At 62.1% G+C, this 20,921-nt stretch carries 16 protein-coding genes; 10 read left to right on the top strand and 6 right to left on the bottom strand.

Going from position 1 to position 20,921, the window contains the following annotated elements:
• Nucleotides 1-33: 33 nt before the first annotated feature.
• The 9 genes from GDH07_RS29150 to GDH07_RS29110 all read left to right on the top strand — a co-directional run bounded on the left by GDH07_RS29150 (nucleotide 34) and on the right by GDH07_RS29110 (nucleotide 12,464).
• Nucleotides 34-918 (top strand): TatD family hydrolase, encoded by an 885-nt coding sequence (locus GDH07_RS29150; protein WP_022641311.1) that lies wholly within the window; start codon nucleotides 34-36, stop codon nucleotides 916-918.
• Nucleotides 915-2,153 (top strand): metabolite traffic protein EboE, encoded by a 1,239-nt coding sequence (gene eboE / locus GDH07_RS29145; RefSeq protein WP_152899582.1) that lies wholly within the window; start codon nucleotides 915-917, stop codon nucleotides 2,151-2,153. The genes GDH07_RS29150 and eboE overlap by 4 nt, the downstream gene beginning before the upstream one ends.
• A complete protein-coding gene (locus tag GDH07_RS29140; RefSeq protein ID WP_022641313.1) occupies nucleotides 2,143-3,588 on the top strand; it encodes an alkaline phosphatase family protein in 1,446 nt (481 codons plus the stop codon). The genes eboE and GDH07_RS29140 overlap by 11 nt, the downstream gene beginning before the upstream one ends.
• Entirely contained in the window at nucleotides 3,567-4,751 is a 1,185-nt protein-coding gene (locus GDH07_RS29135) for a hypothetical protein (RefSeq protein WP_152899581.1), read from the top strand. Before GDH07_RS29140 ends, GDH07_RS29135 begins: the two co-directional genes overlap by 22 nt.
• Before the next feature lie 12 nt (nucleotides 4,752-4,763).
• Entirely contained in the window at nucleotides 4,764-7,208 is a 2,445-nt protein-coding gene (locus GDH07_RS29130) for a hypothetical protein (RefSeq protein ID WP_152899580.1), read from the top strand.
• 64 nt (nucleotides 7,209-7,272) lie between these two features.
• Entirely contained in the window at nucleotides 7,273-8,217 is a 945-nt protein-coding gene (locus GDH07_RS29125) for a hypothetical protein (RefSeq protein WP_152899579.1), read from the top strand.
• A gap of 13 nt (nucleotides 8,218-8,230) precedes the next feature.
• The gene (locus tag GDH07_RS29120; protein ID WP_152899578.1) at nucleotides 8,231-9,517 is read left to right on the top strand and encodes a hypothetical protein; all 1,287 of its coding nucleotides are present in this window, start codon (nucleotides 8,231-8,233) and stop codon (nucleotides 9,515-9,517) included.
• Between the two features lie 3 nt (nucleotides 9,518-9,520).
• On the top strand, nucleotides 9,521-11,380 hold the full coding sequence (locus GDH07_RS29115; protein ID WP_022641318.1) for a hypothetical protein: 1,860 nt from the start codon (nucleotides 9,521-9,523) through the stop codon (nucleotides 11,378-11,380).
• Between the two features lie 31 nt (nucleotides 11,381-11,411).
• Entirely contained in the window at nucleotides 11,412-12,464 is a 1,053-nt protein-coding gene (locus GDH07_RS29110) for a hypothetical protein (protein WP_053134934.1), read from the top strand.
• A 113-nt stretch (nucleotides 12,465-12,577) separates the two neighbouring features.
• Here GDH07_RS29110 and GDH07_RS32415 read toward each other — a convergent pair whose 3' ends face one another.
• The 3 genes from GDH07_RS32415 to GDH07_RS29100 all read right to left on the bottom strand — a co-directional run bounded on the left by GDH07_RS32415 (nucleotide 12,578) and on the right by GDH07_RS29100 (nucleotide 15,159).
• Nucleotides 12,578-12,718, bottom strand: a complete 141-nt coding sequence (locus GDH07_RS32415; RefSeq protein ID WP_178124130.1) for a hypothetical protein — start codon at nucleotides 12,716-12,718, stop codon at nucleotides 12,578-12,580.
• A 530-nt stretch (nucleotides 12,719-13,248) separates the two neighbouring features.
• Nucleotides 13,249-13,755, bottom strand: coding sequence for a single-stranded DNA-binding protein (locus GDH07_RS29105; protein WP_022641321.1), 507 nt, complete (start codon nucleotides 13,753-13,755; stop codon nucleotides 13,249-13,251).
• A 9-nt stretch (nucleotides 13,756-13,764) separates the two neighbouring features.
• The gene (locus tag GDH07_RS29100) at nucleotides 13,765-15,159 is read right to left on the bottom strand and encodes an MFS transporter (protein ID WP_022641322.1); all 1,395 of its coding nucleotides are present in this window, start codon (nucleotides 15,157-15,159) and stop codon (nucleotides 13,765-13,767) included.
• Between the two features lie 177 nt (nucleotides 15,160-15,336).
• On the opposite strand from GDH07_RS29100, the gene uvrA reads away from it, so the two are divergent.
• Nucleotides 15,337-18,171: an excinuclease ABC subunit UvrA gene (uvrA, locus tag GDH07_RS29095; RefSeq protein WP_022641323.1), complete on the top strand. Its 2,835-nt coding sequence runs from the start codon at nucleotides 15,337-15,339 to the stop codon at nucleotides 18,169-18,171.
• Nucleotides 18,172-18,254: 83 nt separating this feature from the next.
• On the opposite strand, the gene bfr is transcribed toward uvrA, so the two are convergent.
• The 3 genes from bfr to rplQ all read right to left on the bottom strand — a co-directional run bounded on the left by bfr (nucleotide 18,255) and on the right by rplQ (nucleotide 20,885).
• Nucleotides 18,255-18,719 (bottom strand): bacterioferritin, encoded by a 465-nt coding sequence (gene bfr, locus GDH07_RS29090; protein WP_022641324.1) that lies wholly within the window; start codon nucleotides 18,717-18,719, stop codon nucleotides 18,255-18,257.
• 155 nt (nucleotides 18,720-18,874) lie between these two features.
• On the bottom strand, nucleotides 18,875-20,323 hold the full coding sequence (locus GDH07_RS29085; RefSeq protein ID WP_152899577.1) for a catalase: 1,449 nt from the start codon (nucleotides 20,321-20,323) through the stop codon (nucleotides 18,875-18,877).
• 175 nt (nucleotides 20,324-20,498) lie between these two features.
• The gene (gene rplQ / locus GDH07_RS29080; protein WP_007955635.1) at nucleotides 20,499-20,885 is read right to left on the bottom strand and encodes a 50S ribosomal protein L17; all 387 of its coding nucleotides are present in this window, start codon (nucleotides 20,883-20,885) and stop codon (nucleotides 20,499-20,501) included.
• Between the last annotated feature and the right edge of the window lie 36 nt (nucleotides 20,886-20,921).

Here is a 20,921-nt window from a genome sequence, read left to right as displayed (position 1 = left end):
GAGCTTCCTCCACCACTACCTCAGGGATTCACCATGGCCAAGTATTTCGATCCGCATATCCATATGGTCAGCCGCACCACCGACGACTACCAGAACATGGCCGCCGCCGGCATCACCGCGGTCATCGAGCCAGCCTTCTGGCAAGGCCAGGCGCGCACCAGCGTCGGCAGCTTCATCGACTACTTCGACACCCTGCTGGGCTGGGAGCGTTTTCGCGCCAGCATGTTCGGCATCCACCATTTCTGCACCATCGGCCTGAATCCCAAGGAGGCCAACGACCTGTCGGTGGCCAACGAGGTGCTGGAGATCCTGCCGCGCTACCTGGTCAAGGACGGCGTGGTGGCCGTCGGCGAGATCGGCTACGACGACATCACCCCCGAAGAGGATCGCTTTCTCGCTGCCCAGCTCGAACTGGCCAGGCAATTCAACCTGCCGGTGCTGGTGCACACCCCGCACCGGGACAAGATCGGCGGCACCAAGCGCACCCTGGCGGTGATCCGCGAGGTGGGGATCGCCGAACACCTGGTGATCATCGACCACCTCAACGAGCTGACCCTGCCCCTGGTGCTGGACAGCGACTGCTGGCGCGGGCACTCCATCTACCCCAACACCAAGATGTCCGAGCAGCGCATGGTGGCCCTGCTACAGCAGTACGGCACCGAGAAGATGGTGGTCAACAGCGCCGCCGACTGGGGCATCAGCGACCCGCTCAAGGTGCCCAAGACCGGGCAGGCGATGCTTGCCGCCGGCTTCAGCGAAGCCCAGGTGGAGCAGGTGCTGTTCCACAATCCGGTGGACTTCTTCGCCCAGAGCGGGCAACTGGACAAGCAGTTGGTCAGCACTGCGCTGCCCATCGACCAGCGTCGGCAGTGGCAAGACAACTCTGCCCTGCGGGGCCAGGAGCCGGTGGTCAAATGAGCAGCCGGAGCGGCTGGAGCGCTGCGCAACTGGGCTATTGCGGCAACGTGCACCCGGCGCCGGACCTCGCGGCCCTGCGGGCGTCGATCCAGGAACAGTTCCAGGGCGTGCGCCGGCAGCGGGGGCTGGCGGTCCAGGACAGCGGCCTGTGGATCAGCGCCCGGGCCGCCGCCCAGTTGCAGCAGCCAGAGGCCCGCGAGGCCTTCCTCGACTTGCTGCACGAGTGCGGGCTGCGCCTGACCTCGCTCAATGGCTTCCCCTATGGCCAGTTCCATGAGGGCGTGGTGAAGGCCGAGGTCTACCGGCCAACCTGGGCCGAGCCGCCGCGCCTGGAATACAGCCTGCAATTGGCCCATTTGCTGGCTGCCGCGCTGCCCCTGGACTGTCACCAGGGGGTGATCTCCAGCGTGCCCCTGGGCTATGCCGCCAGCTGGGACCCGGCCCAGCAACAGCAGGCCGAGGAGCAACTGCGGCAACTGACCGCCGAACTGGCCAGCCTGCATCGTCAGAGCGGCAAGCGGATCCTGGTGTGCCTGGAGATGGAGCCGGACTGCGTGCTGGAGAATACCGAGCAGGCCATCGCCTTCTTCAAGCACTGGCGCAGCGTCGATCCCCATCACGGCTACCTGGCCTTGTGCTTCGATGTCTGCCACCAGGCGGTGATGTTCGAAGACTGCTACCAAGCCCTCGAGCGCCTGCTGGCGGCCCGGGTACCGGTGGGCAAGATCCAGCTGTCCAACGCCCTGGTCTGCCAGCTGCCATTCGCCGATCGCCGGCGCCGCGAGCAGGTCCTGCAGGCCCTGGGCAACTTCGTCGAAGCCACCTACCTGCATCAGGTCAAGGCCCGGGATGCCAGCGGGCAACTGCTGGCCTGGGCCGACCTGCCCGCTGCACTAAAGGCAACGGCGCCGGCGCTGGGACAATGCCCGGAGTTGCGGATCCATTTCCATGTGCCGCTGTTCAGCGAGCAGTTCCTGCTGGCCGAGCTTCACGGCAGCCAGCAGGCCCTGCTGCGCACCTTCGACTTCCTCGCCGAGCATCCGCATTTCCAACCGGTGCTGGAGGTCGAGACCTACAGCTGGAACGTGCTGCCCGACACCCTGCGTCCGGATGGCCAGCAGGCGCTGCTGCGGGGTATTGCCGCGGAATTGCAGTGGGTCGAGGGACAACTGCGCCAGCGCCAGTTGCTGCGTGCCCAATCCAGCACCCTGGAGAGCCCCGCCCATGCCTACTGAGCGCGCCCGCCAGCCGCTGCTGCTGATCAACGTGGTGGGCCTGACCCCCAGCCTGCTGGGAGCGGCCACGCCACGGATCAACGCCTTGTTGCAAAGGGCGCGGATGGCCAAGCTGCGCCCGGTTTTCCCGGCGGTGACTTCGACGGTACAAGCTTCGTTCATCACCGGCCTGCCCCCTTCGGGGCACGGTATCGTCGGCAACGGCTGGTACTTTCGCGACCAGGCCGAAGTGCGCTTCTGGCTGCAACCCAACGCCCTGGTCCAGGGCGAAAAGGTCTGGCAGGCCCTGCAACGGGAGATCCCCGGCCTGCGCTGCAGCCAGTTGTTCTGGTGGTTCAACATGTACGCCGAGGTGGACGCCGCGATCACCCCGCGCCCCCACTACCCGGCCGACGGGCGCAAGTTGTTCGGCCTGTACTCCTCGCCTTCGGACCTGCACCAGCGCATCGAGCAGCAGATCGGCGAGTTTCCGTTCCCGGGCTTCTGGGGGCCGGCCGCCGGGATCGCCTCCAGCCGCTGGATCGTCGACTGCGCCATGGCCGAGTTCCAGATCACCCGTCCCGACCTGCAGCTGGTCTACCTGCCGCACCTGGATTACAGCCTGCAACGGGTAGGACCCGAGCACCCGTCCATCGCCGATGAGGTACGGGCCATCGACCATGAGGTTGGGCGTTTGCTGGACTTCGCCCGGGCACAGGATGCGGCGGTGATGCTGGTTTCCGAATACGGCATCGAGGCGGTTCAGCAGTCGATCTCCATCAACCGCATCCTGCGCGAACAGGGCCTGTTGCAAGTGCGCCACTCGGTGGCCTGGGAGCTGCTGGACCCCGGCGCCAGCGCTGCCTTTGCGGTGGCCGACCACCAGATTGCCCACGTGTATGTGCACCGTGCGCAAGACATCGCCCGGGTCAAGGCGCTGCTGCAACGCCAGCCCGGCATCGAGCAGGTGCTGGACAAGCACGAGCAGCGGGCCTGGCAGCTCGACCATCCGCGCAGCGGCGAGCTGGTGGCGGTGGCCGCACCGGGCTTCTGGTTCGATTACTACTACTGGCTGGACGACCGCCTGGCCCCGGACTTCGCCCGCACCGTGGATATCCACCGCAAGCCGGGCTACGACCCACTGGAGCTGTTCGTCGATCCGGCGATCCGCTTTCCCAAGCTGCGAGTGGCGCGCCGCCTGCTGCAGAAGAAGCTCGGCTTTCGCTACTACATGGACTTGATCCCCCTGGACACCGGACTGATTCGCGGCAGCCATGGACGCTTGCCGAGCAACGAGCAGGTCGGCCCCTTGTTGATCACCGATTGCGATTTACCACTGCCGGAGCAGTTACCGGCCACTGCGGTAAAGCACCTGCTCCTAGCGCATTTCCTAGGGCGCCCCTATGACGATACGGCTCAGGCCAAGGAGATTCCATGCGGCGAACCATCCCTATAGTGCTCGGTATGCTGGGTTGCCTTGCGCAAGCCCAGGCAGCCAGCACTTTCGAATGCAACGACTTCCTCAAGTTCGCGGGTGACCGGGACGGCACCTTCAAGACCTTCCAGCAAAGCCCGGACACCATGGCCTGGAACTGGTTCGTGTGCCTGAACCAGCAAGCGACCCAGCAGGGCAGCCTTCGGGTCTGGGAGACCTTCAAGCCTGCCGATCAGGTCTACCTGGTCAATGGTGCACAGCCGCTGCCCTACAGCTCCCGTGAGAACCTGCCGAGCCAGGTGACGCAAAAGGCACAAGAGCAGGGCATGGATCCCAAGGGGTTATTCCAGTTTCTTGGCAACGACACCCCCGGCAGCCCACAGAACGGCATCCAGCAGGTCGATGGCCTGGCCTTGAAGATGAGCCCCAACCCGCCGGTCCCGCCATCGAACAAGGAACAGTTGGTGCGCTTCCACCTGATGATGGGCGAGGACACCTTCAACTACATCCTCGACAAGGCAATCTACAACCGCAACGGCCTGGCCGGGCTCACCGACAACCTGGACTTTCCGGCCACGGCCTGGGAATTGAAAACCTCCTGGTTCTGGATCGGCACCAACAAGGACTTCATGTCCCTGCTGGCCAAGGACGGCTACTACATTTCCCAGGCCTACTACGTGGACAGCACTGGCAACTACCAGGTGGGCTACGCCGCGCTGAGCGGCATGCATGTGATCAACAAGCTGACGACGGACTGGGTGTGGACCACCTTCGAGAATCGCAACAACCCCAAGTACACCGTCACCAATGCATCTCCACCCCAGCCCATGACCAATACCACCGGCCCCACCGAAGCGGCCAAGCCGGTGAACAGCACCTATCAGCAGCAGTACCCGGAACTGGCCCAGTACGAGCTGATCGGCGTGCAGTACGACCGGCATCAGGCCGAGCCCAAGCTGTTGGCCAACTCCCAGCTGGAGTCGGCATTCCAGGGCAGTTCATCGTGCCTGGCCTGCCACAACACCGCAGCCTACTCGACGAAGAACAACACCTTCTTCCCCTTCAACCTCGATCACCAGGGTGGAATTCTCTACCCCACCACCGTACTGCCGGACTCCGACTTCGTCGGCTACCAGAGACTGGATTACGTCTGGTCGCTCAAACGCGCCCAGTGGAAACGCTAAGGAGAGCAGATCATGAGTGTCTTGAACTTTCCCCGGATCTACCTCAATGGGTTCATGTACTGGAACCCACCGACCTTCAACAACAACGATGTGCTGCCGCTGTACGACGCGGTGCAGATGCAGATGAACTGGCGTTTCCTGAGCAAATACGGAATCAACGACAAGAATGCCCCTGAGACGCTGATGCCGTGGGCCATCGCCCCACTGGCCTATTCCGACGTCCCGGACTATGTGCTGCAGGTGCCCAGCAACGGCAAGACCGACGCCTACCCCATGACTCCCGCCGAATGGGACCTGTTCGGCGACAACTCCTGTGGCACCGTCAACTACCAGAAGGCCCGATCGGTGATCATCGGCGGCGAGACCAGGGTCAACAGCTACATCGACACTGATCCACTGGTAAACAAGACCTACCAGCTGCTGGGCAACCCGTTCGGCAATCCTGGACCGACGCCGGCACGCTTTGTCGACATCAGCCCCTGGCAGAACAACTTCACCGCCCTGTATTTCGACAAGATCGTGCTGGGCGATGACACCTGTGGCGTGACCCTGAAACAGGGTTGTCGCATGCTCAACCGCTTCCTCGACTTCAACTGGGCGGCGACATTCCACGGCCTGGTCTATGTGACGTGCACCTGGCAGTCCTGCTTTACCAAGGACCAGTTGGACTGGGTCATAGGTGGTTCGCAATTGCTGCAGAACCTGCAGGATGAAATGAACAGCAACCCGGATGCCCAGGGGTTGATGCTCAGGTTCACGACCTACCTGACCGTCTATGACAAGAACGGCTTGTTCAATGATTTCAAGGTGGTCAACAGCCACTCCCAGGCGCCCTGGGACATGTCCAGGCTACAGATGCTGTACCAGATGGGCCTGGATAGCCCGACCGAGATCTTCTTCAACCCGGCCCACAGCCGCACCTCCGGCGTCCTGGGCCTCTGGCTGAAAAACGAGTTCCCCACCGCGCCGGCCGGCCAGCGCCTGGCTCCCGATATGCAGGTGCAGTACTACAAGGCAATTCCGGGAGACATGGGCGGCACACCCAGCAGTCCGACTACGGTCAACCTGGGAGTACTCAGCGCCGAGCTGCATGGCGATACCCTGTCCCTGGACCTGGGCAATACCTTCCCGATCTACCCGACACCCCATGACGGCGCGGTCGATCCCGATCCGGAACGGCTGAACACTGGCCTTCCAGTGGCGGGCAAATTCAACGTTGGCGACTATGAGCTGGGCGTACTGGGCTCGGACGGCAAGACCTTCACCGCCCTGACCCGCTTCGGTTTCGAGCAGTACCAACAGACGGCATTCGACAAGCGTTCCGGCCTGCTGGACCTGCCCCTGGACGCCGCGGCCCAGGCCAAGCTGCAACAGGGCAACCTGGCGCTACGCGTGCAAAACACCCAGACCATCGCCGCCAAGCAGCAGCTGTGGACCGCGGAGGTCATCGAGAGCGGCAGCTTCATCGATGTGGGCGACAGCCGCACGCTTAACATCATGGTGCAGAAGAATGGCCAGCCCGCTCCGGCCGGAACCACCCTGTGGGTCGCCGAGTACAACAACGCCTACATGCTGACCACCAGCGACTATTACCTGGCGTTCAGCAACAAGGCGGACTTCTACCTGTTCAAAAACTATCCGGAGAACATGGGGAAGAATGAATCGATCAAGCCGCAGTTCGTCGGAGCCCCGCCACAGGCCAATGTACATCGGGTGGGCAGCGGCCGGACCCTGAACACCATCACCCGGAACCTTGAGAAGGCAGACCTGCCGGGCATGGAGCCTGTCAGCTACCAGAGCTACCTGTCATGTGCGGCGGCGGTGAATCTGCGACCCTGCCTGGAGTTCGATCAGGCCCAGGACAGGATCGGCAAGATCAATGACGATCTGGGCAGTACCGTCAGCTACACCGTGACCAGCATCCAGACCAACGCCGCCGGCATCGCCCAGCTCAAGGTGAAGGCTGTCGCGCCTGGCTTCCCCACAGTGCGCTTCTTCGTCCAGGACAACCCGCAGAGCCCGCCAGCCATTCCGTTCAGCTTCTCCTACACCGACGCCTTCACCGACTTCCTGTCGCCGTTGCGGGTGTTGCCACAAGATCCGCTGATGCTTGGGGACTTCATCAACGCCTGGAACGGAATGTGTACGGCCAACGACGCCAGCCGGCGGATCTGGAACGAGTTCATCTTCCCGAAAATCCTCCGGCCCTTCTATTACCTCTACCCGATCATGAACAAGTTCATGCCGCTCGACTCACTGCAACGCATCGAGGGCGCGATTGAACAGTTCATCACCCTGATCAGCAAGGAGTACCAGGAGGCCAGTACCCTGGCGATGCCCATCACCCGGGATCTGCCGCAGAGCCGGCGGCAGGTGCTGGAGGTCTGGGCCAGGGACCTGGTGAGCACCGGCTACCCGCCCCTTCCTCTGGATATCAACAAATACTCACACAGCTGAACCGCCGCCATGCGATGGCATGCCGGGCGCCCCTTGGCGCCCGGCTTCTGCAAAGGAGAGCCAGATGAACGCCAGTTTCCTCAAGCGCCTGCTGCTATCGGCCCTGCTGCTGTGCACCAGCCAGCCGCTGTGGGCCGAAAAGTACCCGGACAACGTGTATTTCAACATGGGCGTGCACAACACCAAGGGCTGCACCGTCCTCAACAACAACTGCATCGCCAAGCGCAAGGCCGGTGAGCCGGCCGACCCGCAGTTCCCCGCGACCTGGATCAGCGACTGGACCATGTACCGGGTCACCAACAACTACGAGAAGAACCAGCCGCCCTACAGCAGCCCGCCCAGCACCCTGCAACCGAGCGACTACACGGTGTCCCAGGGCACCAGCTACTACGACAACACCTACGTCCCGGCCGACGGCGACGGCACCGGGGCGATGATGGAGCACTACGAGAAGTACTGCCTGCCGATCTTCCCGATCAAGGACAACAACTACACCTGTTCCTTCGTCTCCCTGGGCAACAAGGCCTACTTCCTCACCTACCCCGAGGACCGGCCCAAGGACATGCCGGCCTGCTGCATGTTCTCGCCAATGAACCATCCGCCGCGCCAGGACTTCGTCAAGCACCTGCCCTACAGCGCCAGCCGCAGCCAGAACCTGGGCGGCAGCGTGCTGGCCTATGCCCTGGAGCTCAAACCCCAGGGCCAGCCACCGATCCTGTTCGGCTATGCCTTCAATAAGCAGGCCACCAGCGACGGTCCGGGCCAGCCGGCCTACCAGCACCCGCAGTCGTTCTACTTCTCCGGCGATGCCAGCGTGGCCAACGCCCCCATCGTCAGCCAGAACTACCGCAACTGGAGCAACGCCAAGCCGGACCCGGCCAAGACCTGGGACCAGGTGGCGCAGATGTGCCCGTCCAACCCGCCGGACTGCCAGCTCTTCACCCCACCGCCATCGCTGAAGAACGGTGCACGGCCGCAGTGGAACCAACTCGCGCCCATTTCGCAGTGACAGGAGCCGCCTCATGAATCATTGGAGCCGTTTCACCGCGCTGCTGCTGTTGGCCGCGGCCAGCCTGCCGGCCAGTGCCCTGCAGCCCATGGCGGTGACCTCGCAGACCGTCGGCCAATGCCCGCCGCTGCCGGTGGTCCCCGCGGCCGGGGCATCGCAGCAGGCCTTCGATCAATACAGCTGGCAGATGTTCATCGCCTTGAACTGGCCAGCCCTGGCCGGGCAACGTGGCGTCGCCGATTGCAGCAAAACCCTGGGCAGTCCTGGCGATACTGTGTGGCAGAGCTACAAGGGCGTGAATGAGGTTTTCCTGCCTCAAGGGCAGGACCCCGGTCCATGGAATTCGCCACCTATGGCCAAGGTCCTCAAGCTGATCAATATCGCAGGGCGCAAGAACACCGCAACGGCCAACGACAACCAGGCCGTGGGCGGCTGGCTGATCGACCAGAACGGCAATCCGACCTATTACCAGATTGCCGCCAATCAGGTTTCCTACGACTACATCGTCAACAACCAGTTCTACAACGCCGATGTCGTTGCAAAGGCCAGCAACATCAACTTCCCCAATGCGACCAACGAGATCAAATCCAGCTGGCGAATACTCACCTCAAAGGATGATCCCAGCCGCTACCTGCACATGCAGGCCCAGATCACCACGTTCGATGCACAAGGAGTGGCCAACGGTACGGCTCAAGCGACGCTAGGCCTGGTGGGGCTGCACATCGTCAACAAGGTCGAGGGGTTTCCACAGTGGATCTGGTCGACCTTCGAGCAGGTCGACAATGTGCCGCCCAAGGTCAAGCAAAGGGACCAGTGGGTCAATCAACCGCAGCCAGGAATCGCGTACTCCTACTTCGATGCCAAGGCGCCTGCCGACAAGGTCAATCAGAGCCCCTGCAACTGGATCCTGAACAATGGCCACATGACCTGCACGCCGAAGCCGGGGATGAGTTTCACCACCCCCAACCCACTGGACCGTTTTACCCCGTTGACCGACGCCACGACCAAGCTCAACAGCGAGTACCAGGCGCTGCCGCAGGTTCAGGCCTCGGTATTCAAGTACTACCAGTTGATCACCACCCAATGGAGTACTACGCCCAACCCTGGCGCGCCCATGGGCCAGACGACCCCTGAACTGTCGGCCAACGTGACCATGGAGAGCTACATCCAGCCCAACAGCAGCTGCACCAACTGCCACTCCATGGCAACACCGATCAACAGCCTGCAAAAGGCCGATTTTTCCTACCTGTTCAAGTTCGCCCAATCCCCCAGCAGCCCAGCCACCAAGGGCAAGGAGTGAATCATGAGTATTCTCAATGGACCGCGGCTGAACTTCTGGGGCGGGATCGAGGCCAACGTCAGCCTGCCCAACAACTCGCCCACCATTCCCAGCGATCCCACCAATCCCGACAGCAAAGCAACACTGTCACTTTTCGACCTGACCACCTCGACCCTGTACCCCGAGGCCGAGGTCTATAGCGACGACCAACTGACCGAAATGATCAATGCACCGACAGGCACCTACTACACCGCCGGTGGCTGGAACCACTACGGGCAGCATGTCGTCACCCTGGACAGCGTCGCCATCAGTTCCCAGGGCACGCCCGGCAACATCAGCACCCAGGGGGATCTTGTCGGCGAACCGTTCTACCTGCTGGGGTCGGTGGACCCGGTCACCGGCGCGGCACCGGTGACCGGGCCGATGATGGTCGACCTGGACCCGACCGGCACCATCAGCTCGCAGATTTTCCTCGGCGGCCTGCAGATCGGCAACAGCACGCCTCCGCAGTTGCTGGTCAAGGGCAATACGGTATGTAGCAGTTATGACGTGGCCATCCGGATTCTCGACCCAGAGCAGGATGCGCCGGGGTCCAACCGTATCAGCGGCAGTTTTCAGGTCACTTTCTCTCGCGACCAGATCGTCAGCTACAACAAGGACAACCCGCTCCTGTGCTCCATCATCGAGGCCCCCGGCGCGACCGGCATCGTCGTGCGCTTCGTCATGTTCGAGATGTGCCCGAAAATGACCACGGCGCAACTGGACGCCGACTACGCCGCCCACCAGTACACCTCCAACCCAAGCATCGGCCGCGTGGTCGGCACCCTTGCTCCCGCCTTTGCCGGGGAACCACTGATCGTCACCGCCGGGCGCCAGCTCATCAATCCGTCCACAGGCAGCGCCGGCTACGCGAGCGTGCTCGACAACAACCTGCTGAGCCTCGACATGCTCAATATCATTCCCAAGCAGGCGTTTCGCAGCGTTCGAACCGACAACACCTCGCCCATCGGCCCCAATGCGAACTTCGGCAATGTCTCGATCAACCTTGGCTCGACGACACTGACTACCCTGGATCCGCTCAAGACTCCGCTATCGGACTACTACGTATATGGCGGCATCCTTGACCTGCCGCTGACGCCCGCACAACGCCAGTTGGCCAGCCAGGAGCCAATTGCCATCAAGGCTCCGCTGACGCGCTACTATCCCACCACCCCCAAGCCCAGACCGATCAACATCGACGCCATCGAACAGACTTATCGCCTGAGTTCCAATCAACGCAATCTGTATCTTGAGGATTACCCCGAGGGCCTCGATATCACCTTGAGCTTGAGTCAACTGGGCCAACCGGTGACCAAGGACACGGTGATCATCATCACTCCCGGCCCCTGCAACGACGATCCGAAAGCCCCCTACATAAGCCCCGAGTTCTGGGACTTCCTGGACTTCGCCCCCCGGCAAACGGTCAAGGCAGGCCAATCCAGCGTGAGTTTCAAGGTCAGCCTCAGGCCCGGTTCCGCGGCGCAGGCCGGTTTTGTCACCTTGAACTGCGCGGTCGAAAACAGCGACGACAACGGTTTTTTCATCAACCTGCGCAAATACGCCATCACCGATTTCGGTATTGCGCCGGGTAGTACTGTCACCTGGGACCAGGTGTACAAGCATGTGCTGCGTTTTCACTACCTGGCCTTCCCCGCCATGTCCCGCTACATCGCACTCGATCAGCAGGACGCCGTCTGGGGATCACGCCAGATGATCCTGGCACGCACCTCCCAGGAATACCTCGGCACCACCTTGTACATGCCGGTGGTGCGCTCGATGTCCGCCAGCCAGAGAGCCCTGCTCAAGTGCTGGTTCACCAATGAACCCTGGCAGCCGCTGCAGTGATGGGTCGCGCTAATTGTGAGGGAGAACCCGTATGCCAATTGCATTGCTCATCCCCGGCCAAGCCCAGGAAAACCTGCGCCCCAGCAAGGTGGTCGTCGAAGGGTTGGTGAACCCCCGCGGCCTCTGCCTGCAAGCCGACGGCAGCCTGCTGCTGGCCGAAGCCGGCTCCGGGCTGGCGGACCAACCCTTCAGTGGGCGCATCAGCCGCCTGCGTCCGGACCCGCAAGCTCCCGGTGAATACTTGCCACCCGAGGTCCTGGCCCAGGGCTTTCGCTCGATGAACATGCAGTCGCGGATGTTGCGCGATGAAATCATGGGCCTGTCGGACATCGCCCTGGGAGCCGGGCGTTGCCTGGCCAGCCAGACCGACTATGTCGCCGGCTCGAAGCTCGTCGACCTGCAATACAGCCCGCCCGAACCGGTATTCCACAGCCGCGGCAACCTCAACTCGCTGTGCTACCACCCTGGGCGTCGCAGCTGGCTGGCGGTCAAGCCCGATACCAACCAGTTGGTGGAGTTCGTCGATGACGGCGAACAGGTCCTGGCGCAATTGCCCGACCTGGACCAGGGCCAGGAAGCCGTGCCGGTAACCCTGGTGTACGAGCCGCAGACCGGGGCGGTGCTGATCAGCCTGTTTTCCGGCGAACTGCGCCGCGACCCGGCGCGCCTGGGTATCGAGTTCGCCGACAAGGCCGGCCAGGTGATCCGGGCCTGGCCCGACAACGGACGGATCGAGGTGTTGGTACGCGGGCTGCAATTACCCACCGGGCTGGCCCTGGACCCACAAGGGCGGATCCTGGTGCTGGAGTTGTGCGACCGGCTGTTGCAACCCTTGCAGCCGGACTGGTCCGGCGAGGCCTTGCACGGCGGATTCGCCCGTTTCAGCGGGCGCCTGCTGCGCTGCGACCTGCAACAGCGCAGCGTACAGGTTCTGGCCAGTGGCCTGGATACGCCCTCCAACTTGTGTTGTGTCGAGGGCGCGGTGCTGGTCAGCGAGGGCATGGGCCTGAGTGGCCGGGCGATTCCCACGCCAGACCAGCGGGTGGTGGCCCTGGCTGGGCGCCTGCGGCGGGTGGCGCTGTAGGAACCCGGTCGGCCAATGTGGCTGAACTGGCTGTGCGCTACGGCTGCCTTCAGCGGACCGCAGCGCACAGTGCATCAGCGATGCTCGGGCGGTGAGGGCCAGCGCCCCCTGCGTCAATCTACGACAGCCCCGGGGTAGAGGTCGTTGCAGGCATTCCTGAGCCGATCATCGTTCATGCCCAGCACCCGGACCAGCGCCCCGCTGAACATGCAAGGCGTCACGGCCAGGATGATCAGCAAGCCGAGCACTGCCATGGCTGTGCTTGTGCCCAACGTCTCGGCGAATGCGCCACCGACCAGGGCACCGAAGGGAATGACGCCAGCAGGCGCTGGCGGTCATACTCATCGCCCAGCCAATCGCACAAGGCCCGGGACAAGACATCGGCGAAGGTGGCAATGGCGACGGAGGCGGAAAACAGCAGCGCATCGCCCGTCTTGTGCAGGTGCCCGCAACGGGCCCCACGGCATTCAGCAAGGCCGCGAGCTGGAGCAGATAGAAGCTGCGCCCCAGGCCACTGAACGACGACACGGTCATCGCGCCTGGCGTCCGAGGGCGATACCGGTGCCCAGGCCAATCGCCAGATGGTGGCCTGGCGGCCCATTCACGATGCCCCCAGGCAGCCGCTTGCAGCGCCTTATGTAAGACCTCCATCCATGGTGTCTTGCTCATGCCCCCGGGCGATTGCCGACGCACCGGGGGTTTGTACGTCCGGTAGAGTAGAAATGAAAACCCCCGCTAGGCGGGGGTTTTCGCAGGAGACTTCAGAGAAGTTCCGGGGAGCAGCTTAGAACGGAATATCGTCATCGAAGCTGTCGAAGTCCGGTGCCGGCTGCGGCGCAGGCTGTTGTGGCGCTGGACGCTGCGGAGCCTGTTGCGGGCGTGGTGCCTGCTGGCGAGGTGCGGACTGCTGGTAGTTGTTGCCGCCGCCCTGTTGGTCGCCCTGTTGAGGACGGCCGCCCAGCAGCTGCATGGTGCCCTGCATGTCGACGATGATCTCGGTGGTGTAGCGCTTGATGCCGTCTTTTTCCCACTCGCGGGTCTGCAGCTTGCCTTCGATGTACACCTGCGAACCCTTGCGCAGGTATTCGCCGGCGATCTCGGCGACCTTGCCGAACATCGATACACGGTGCCACTCGGTACGCTCGACCTTCTGGCCGGTCTGCTTGTCGGTCCACTGTTCGCTGGTGGCCAGGCTCAGGTTGGTCACGGCGTTACCGTTAGGCAGGTAGCGAACTTCGGGATCCTGGCCGCAAGTGCCGACCAATATGACTTTGTTAACCCCACGGGCCATAACGTTCTCCTAGGCTTCACGCGACGAAGGCGCTGGATTGACCAGCTGCTCGAGGGTCGCGCGATCCAATAATTCGGTGTCCAATTTGATGTAAATGGCAGCCTCCTCGGCTACCACCACGGCATCTGTTACCCCTGCGACAGCCTTCAGGCGCTCGACCAGGCCGGCTTCGCGGATCGCTTCGGGCGATAACGGCAAGCGCAGGCTCGTCACATACGGGGGCTCGCGCATGGTAACAGCAAAGGCCAGCCAGAGTGCAGCCAGACCTGCGCATCCGAGGAACACAACCGACAAACCGCCATGCTGGAACAACCAGCCGCCGAGGATGCCGCCCAATGCCGAACCGAGGAACTGGCTGGTGGAGTACACCCCCATCGCCGTTCCCTTGCCGCCCGCCGGCGAGACCTTGCTGATCAGCGATGGCAGGGAAGCCTCCAGCAGGTTGAAAGCGGTGAAGAACACCACGGTGCCGATCACCAGCGCTTGCAAGCCGTTGCCGAACTCCCAGAAGAATAGCTCGGTGAGCAGCAGCGTACTCACCGCGCCCAGCAAGACTCGTTTCATTTTGCGTTTCTTCTCGCCATAGATGATGAACGGGATCATGGCGAAGAACGAAATCAGCAGCGCGGTCAGGTACACCCACCAATGCTGCTCCTTGGGCAAGCCGGCTTTTTCCACCAGAGCCAGGGGCAATGCGACGAAGCTCGACATCAGCATCGCGTGGAGCACGAAGATGCCCAGGTCCAGGCGCAACAGGTCGGGGTGTTTGAGCGTGGGGACCAGGGCCTGGCGCGCCACGCCGGACTCGCGGTGCTGCAGCGGGCCGGTAGAACGCGGCACGATGAAGGCGATGATCAGGATACCCACCAGGGCCATGGCCCCGGTGGCCAGGAACAGCCCCGAAAGGCCGAAGCTACGGGTCAGCAGCGGACCGACCACCATCGCCACGGCGAAGGACAGACCGATGGTCATGCCGATCATGGCCATGGCCTTGGTCCGGTGCTGCTCGCGAGTCAAGTCGGACAACAGCGCCATCACCGCCGCGGAAATCGCTCCCGCGCCCTGCAGGATACGTCCGGCGATCACACCCCAGATGGAATCCGCGTTGGCTGCCAGCACGCTGCCCAGGGCGAACACGATCAGGCCCAGGTAGATCACCGGGCGCCGCCCGATGCGGTCGGAAATGATGCCGAAGGGAATCTGGAACAACGCCTGGGTCAGGCCGTACGCGCCGATCGCCAGGCCGATCAGGGCCGGTGTGGCACCCGCCAGATCCATTCCATAGGTCGCCAGGACCGGCAACACCATGAACATGCCAAGCATACGGAAGGCGAACACCAAGGCCAGGCCGCTTGCCGCGCGGGTCTCGCCACCACTCATGCGTTCGCTGTGGGGATCGTGCATGGAATAACCTCGTATGAACCGGCGGCGATTCTACCAGTCCGATCGATTGAGGGGATATATGGCGACGCTTTGCCGCGCAGCCCTTCCCGGCGATCGAAAAACCACCGCCAATGGTGTGCATCCATCCAGTGTTTAGTTTTATACTCCTGCCTTTACGCCCGCCGATCGAGGCCTCTTTTGGACAAGATTCTGATTCGTGGGGCCCGTACCCACAACCTGAAGAACATCGACCTGACCCTGCCCCGGGACAAGTTGATCGTCATCACCGGTCTGTCTGGGTCCGGCAAGTCATCCCTGGCTTTCGACACCTTGTACGCCGAAGGCCAGCGCCGCTATGTCGAGTCGCTGTCGGCCTACGCCCGGCAGTTCCTGTCGATGATGGAAAAGCCCGATGTGGACACCATCGAAGGACTGTCCCCGGCGATTTCCATCGAACAGAAATCCACTTCCCACAACCCGCGCTCGACGGTCGGTACCATCACCGAAATCTACGATTACCTGCGCCTGCTCTATGCCCGCGTCGGTACTCCGCGCTGCCCGGACCACGATATCCCGCTGGAAGCCCAGACCGTCAGCCAGATGGTCGACCTGGTGCTGGCCCAGCCCGAGGGCAGCAAACTGATGTTGCTGGCGCCGGTGATCCGCGAGCGCAAGGGAGAGCACCTGTCGGTATTCGAGGAGCTGCGGGCCCAGGGCTTCGTTCGTGCCCGGGTCAACGGCAAGCTGTTCGAACTGGACGAGCTGCCGAAGCTGGATAAACAGAAGAAGCATTCGATCGATGTGGTGGTCGACCGCTTCAAGGTGCGGGCCGACCTGCAGCAGCGCCTGGCCGAGTCCTTCGAGACGGCCCTGAAACTGGCGGACGGCATTGCCCTGGTGGCGCCGATGGACGACGAGCCCGGGGAAGAAATGATCTTCTCCGCCCGCTTCGCCTGTCCGATCTGCGGCCATGCCATCAGCGAGCTGGAACCCAAGCTGTTTTCCTTCAACAACCCGGCCGGCGCCTGCCCGACCTGCGATGGCCTGGGGGTCAAGCAGTTCTTCGACATCAAGCGCCTGGTCAATGGCGAACTGACCCTGGCCGAAGGGGCGATCCGCGGCTGGGACCGGCGCAACGTCTATTACTTCCAGATGCTCGGTTCATTGGCCGCCCACTATGGCTTCAGCCTGGAGGTTGCGTTCAACCAGCTGCCGGCCGACCAGCAGAAGGTCATCCTCAATGGCAGTGGCACGCAGAACGTCGACTTCAAGTACCTGAACGATCGGGGCGACATCGTCAAGCGCTCCCATCCGTTCGAGGGCATCGTACCGAACCTGGAGCGCCGCTACCGCGAAACCGAGTCGGCCACCGTGCGCGAGGAGCTGGCCAAGTTCCTCAGCACCCAGCCCTGCCCCGATTGCCGGGGGACGCGGCTGCGTCGCGAGGCGCGGCATGTCTGGGTCGGAGAGAAGACCCTGCCGGCCGTCACCAGCCTGCCTATCGGCGATGCCACCGATTACTTTGGCACCATCAAGCTCACCGGGCGCCGTGGCGAGATCGCCGACAAGATCCTCAAGGAAATCCGCGAGCGCCTGCAGTTCCTGGTCAATGTCGGGCTCGACTACCTGACCCTGGACCGCAGTGCCGACACCCTGTCCGGCGGTGAGGCCCAGCGTATCCGCCTGGCCAGCCAGATCGGCGCCGGCCTGGTGGGGGTGATGTACATCCTCGACGAGCCATCCATCGGCCTGCACCAGCGGGACAACGATCGCCTGCTGGGCACCCTCAAGCACCTGAGGGACATCGGCAACACGGTGATCGTGGTCGAACACGACGAAGACGCCATCCGCCTGGCCGACTATGTGGTGGATATCGGCCCGGGAGCCGGAGTGCATGGCGGCCAGATCGTCGCCGAAGGCACTGCGGCCGAGGTCATGGAGCACCCGGACTCCCTGACCGGCAAGTACCTGTCGGGGCGGGTGAAGATCGTGGTCCCGGCCAAGCGCACGCCGCGCAACAAGAAGCTGTCCCTGACCCTCAAGGGCGCCCGCGGCAACAACTTGCGCAATGTCGACCTGGAGATTCCAATCGGCCTGCTGACCTGCGTCACCGGGGTATCCGGCTCAGGCAAGTCGACGTTGATCAACAACACGCTATTCCCACTGAGCGCCACCGCCCTGAACGGCGCCACCACCCTGGAAGCCGCACCGCACGACAGCATCAATGGGCTGCAGCATCTGGACAAGGTGGTGGACATCGACCAAAGCCCGATCGGTCGCACGCCCCGTTCCAACCCAGCCACCTACACCGGACTGTTCACCCCGATCCGCGAGCTGTTCGCCGGGGTGCCGGAATCTCGCTCCCGCGGCTACGGCCCTGGACGCTTCTCCTTCAACGTCAAGGGCGGTCGCTGCGAGGCGTGCCAGGGCGATGGCCTGATCAAGGTGGAGATGCACTTCCTGCCGGACATCTACGTGCCCTGCGATGTGTGCAAGAGCAAGCGCTACAACCGCGAAACCCTGGAGATCAAGTACAAGGGCAAAAGCATCCACGAGGTCCTGGAAATGACCATAGAGGAAGCGCGGGAGTTCTTCGATCCGGTACCGGCCCTGGCGCGCAAGCTGCAGACCCTGATGGATGTGGGCCTGTCCTACATCAAACTCGGCCAATCGGCCACCACCTTGTCCGGTGGTGAGGCGCAGCGGGTCAAGCTGTCCCGTGAGCTGTCCAAGCGCGATACCGGCAAGACCTTGTATATCCTCGACGAACCGACCACCGGCCTGCATTTCGCGGATATCCAGCAGTTGCTGGATGTCCTGCACCGCCTGCGCGACCACGGCAACACCGTGGTGGTGATCGAGCACAACCTGGATGTGATCAAGACCGCAGACTGGCTGGTGGACCTGGGTCCGGAAGGCGGCTCCAAAGGTGGCCAGATTATCGCGGTGGGTACACCGGAACAGGTGGCAGAGATGCCTCAGTCCCACACCGGGCACTATCTGAAGCCGTTGCTGATCCGCGACCGGGCCTGAGGCCCATCAAAAAGCCCCTGGCACCTTAGGGCGCCAGGGGCTTTTTATTTCTTGCGTCCGCCAATGGCCAACGCCGCCTGCAATCAGAACTGCGATTGCAGGTAGTTCTCCAGGCCGATGGACTTGATCAGACCCAGTTGCTTTTCCAGCCAGTAGGTGTGGTCTTCCTCGGTGTCCGCCAGTTGGACCCGCAGGATGTCACGGCTGATATAGTCCTTGTGCAGTTCGCACAACTCGATTCCTTTGCACAGTGCCGCGCGCACTTTGTATTCCAGGCGCAGGTCGCTGGCCAGCATGTCCGGCACAGTGGTGCCAGTGTCGAGATCGTCAGGACGCATGCGCGGCGTGCCTTCGAGCATCAGGATGCGGCGGATCAAGGCGTCAGCGTGTTGTGCCTCTTCCTCCATCTCGTGGTTGATGCGCTCATAGAGCTTGGTGAAGCCCCAGTCTTCGTACATCCGCGAATGAATGAAATATTGGTCGCGTGCTGCCAGTTCTCCCGTCAGCAACGTGTTGAGGTAATCGATTACGTCGGGATGACCTTGCATCGCCCTACATCTCCCTGCTTGAAAGTGGATAGTTTGAACCAAGCTGACTCGCAGGTCACTCAAAAACAGCAGGAAAAGTGAAGATTATCCGAGAAAAGTAGTACAAATAACGCAAAAACCGCCCAAATGAGGGCGGTTCTGCTTCTTATTTAGACTTACTTGAGCGATACGCCCAAGGCTTTGGCAATACCTTCTCCATAGGCTTGATCAGCCTTGAAGAAGTGTTGCAACTGACGCTGCACTACATCGGCTGTAACGCCGGCCATGGCGCCAGCAATGTTGTTGATCAACAAAGCCTTCTGCCCGTCATCCATGAGACGGAACAGAGCGCCTGCGTGGCTGTAGTAGTCCGTATCCTCACGATGATCGTAGCGATCGGCTGCGCCACTCAGAGCCAGCGCTGGCTCTGCATAACGAGGTGCTTGCTTCGGCGCGTCGCTGTAGCTGTTCGGCTCGTAGTTCGGCGCTGCGCCACCATTGGTGCCAAACGCCATCGCCCCATCGCGCTGGTAGCTATTGACCGGGCTCAGCGGCGCATTCACCGGCAGTTGCTGGTGATTGGTACCAACGCGATAGCGATGCGCATCGGCGTAGGCAAACACCCGGCCCTGCAGCATGCGATCTGGCGACAGCCCGACACCGGGAACCATGTTGCTTGGACCAAACGCCGCCTGTTCGACCTCGGCGAAGTAGTTAAGCGGGTTGCGGTTCAACTCCAGTTCACCCACCTCGATCAACGGGAACTCCTTCTGCGACCAGGTCTTGGTCACATCGAAGGGATTCTCGTAGTGCGCTGCAGCCTGGGCCTCGGTCATGATCTGGATGCAAACGCTCCATTTCGGGAACTCACCACGCTCGATAGCATTGAACAGGTCACGCTGGGCGTAGTCCGGATCGGTGCCAGCCAAGCGAGCAGCCTCTGCCGGAGCCAGGTTCTTGATCCCTTGCTTGGTCTTGTAGTGCCACTTGACCCAGTGCCGCTCGCCCTTCGCGTTGATCAGGCTATAGGTATGGCTGCCGAAACCGTGCATATGACGGTAGCCATCCGGGATACCCCGGTCGGAGAACAAGATGGTGACCTGGTGCAGAGCCTCTGGCGAGTGCGACCAGAAGTCCCACATTGCCTGGGCGCTCTTCAGGTTGCTCTGGGGAAGGCGTTTCTGGGTGTGGATGAAGTCTGGAAACTTCAGCGGATCTCGAATGAAGAACACCGGAGTGTTGTTACCGACGATGTCCCAGTTGCCTTCCTCGGTATAGAACTTCAGAGCAAAACCGCGCGGGTCACGCTCGGTATCGGCCGAGCCACGCTCACCACCTACAGTGGAAAAGCGCAGGAAGGTCGGGGTCTTCTTGCCTACCGACTCGAACAGCTTGGCGCTGGTGTACTGCGTGATGTCGCGGGAAACCGTGAAGGTGCCATAGGCGCCCGAGCCCTTGGCGTGCACACGGCGCTCAGGAATGTTTTCGCGGTTGAAATGGGCAAGCTTTTCGATCAGGTGGAAATCGTCGAGAAGCAGCGGGCCACGGGGGCCAGCAGAACGGGAATTCTGATTGTCAGCGACAGGAGCGCCACTTGCGGTCGTAAGAACTTTGGTCTGGCTCATGCTCAATATTCCTCTGTCTGTCTTGGAACTGCCGGCTAATCGGCTGAGAAAGAGTATTGACCATGATTGTTACAACATCCAATGCATTAGATTTCGCAAAACGATAGAAATTAACAATGAATGGGCACACAAAAAACCGGGCACTAGGCCCGGTTCCTTGTTTCAGACTGACGTCTTACTCAGCGGATACAGCTTCGCCGCCGACAGCACGATCAACCAGTTCAACGTACGCCATAGGAGCGTTGTCGCCAGCGCGGAAACCGCACTTGAGGATGCGCAGGTAGCCGCCCTCACGGGTAGCGTAACGCTTGCCCAGATCGTTGAAGAGCTTACCAACGATAGCTTTCGAACGAGTACGGTCGAATGCCAGACGACGGTTAGCAACGCTGTCTGTCTTGGCCAGAGTGATCAGCGGCTCGGCAACGCGGCGCAGTTCTTTGGCTTTCGGCAGGGTAGTTTTGATCAGCTCGTGCTCGAACAGCGACACCGCCATGTTCTGGAACATGGCCTTGCGGTGCGAGCTGGTGCGGCTCAGGTGACGCCCACTTTTACGATGACGCATGGTTCATTCCTTACCAAACACAACGTTCGGTGATTA

The sequence above is a fragment of the Pseudomonas piscis genome (assembly GCF_009380155.1).
GTDB lineage: Bacteria > Pseudomonadota > Gammaproteobacteria > Pseudomonadales > Pseudomonadaceae > Aquipseudomonas > Aquipseudomonas piscis.
Note: the sequence above shows the minus strand (reverse complement) of the source record. Positions and strands in the feature narration are given on the sequence as shown.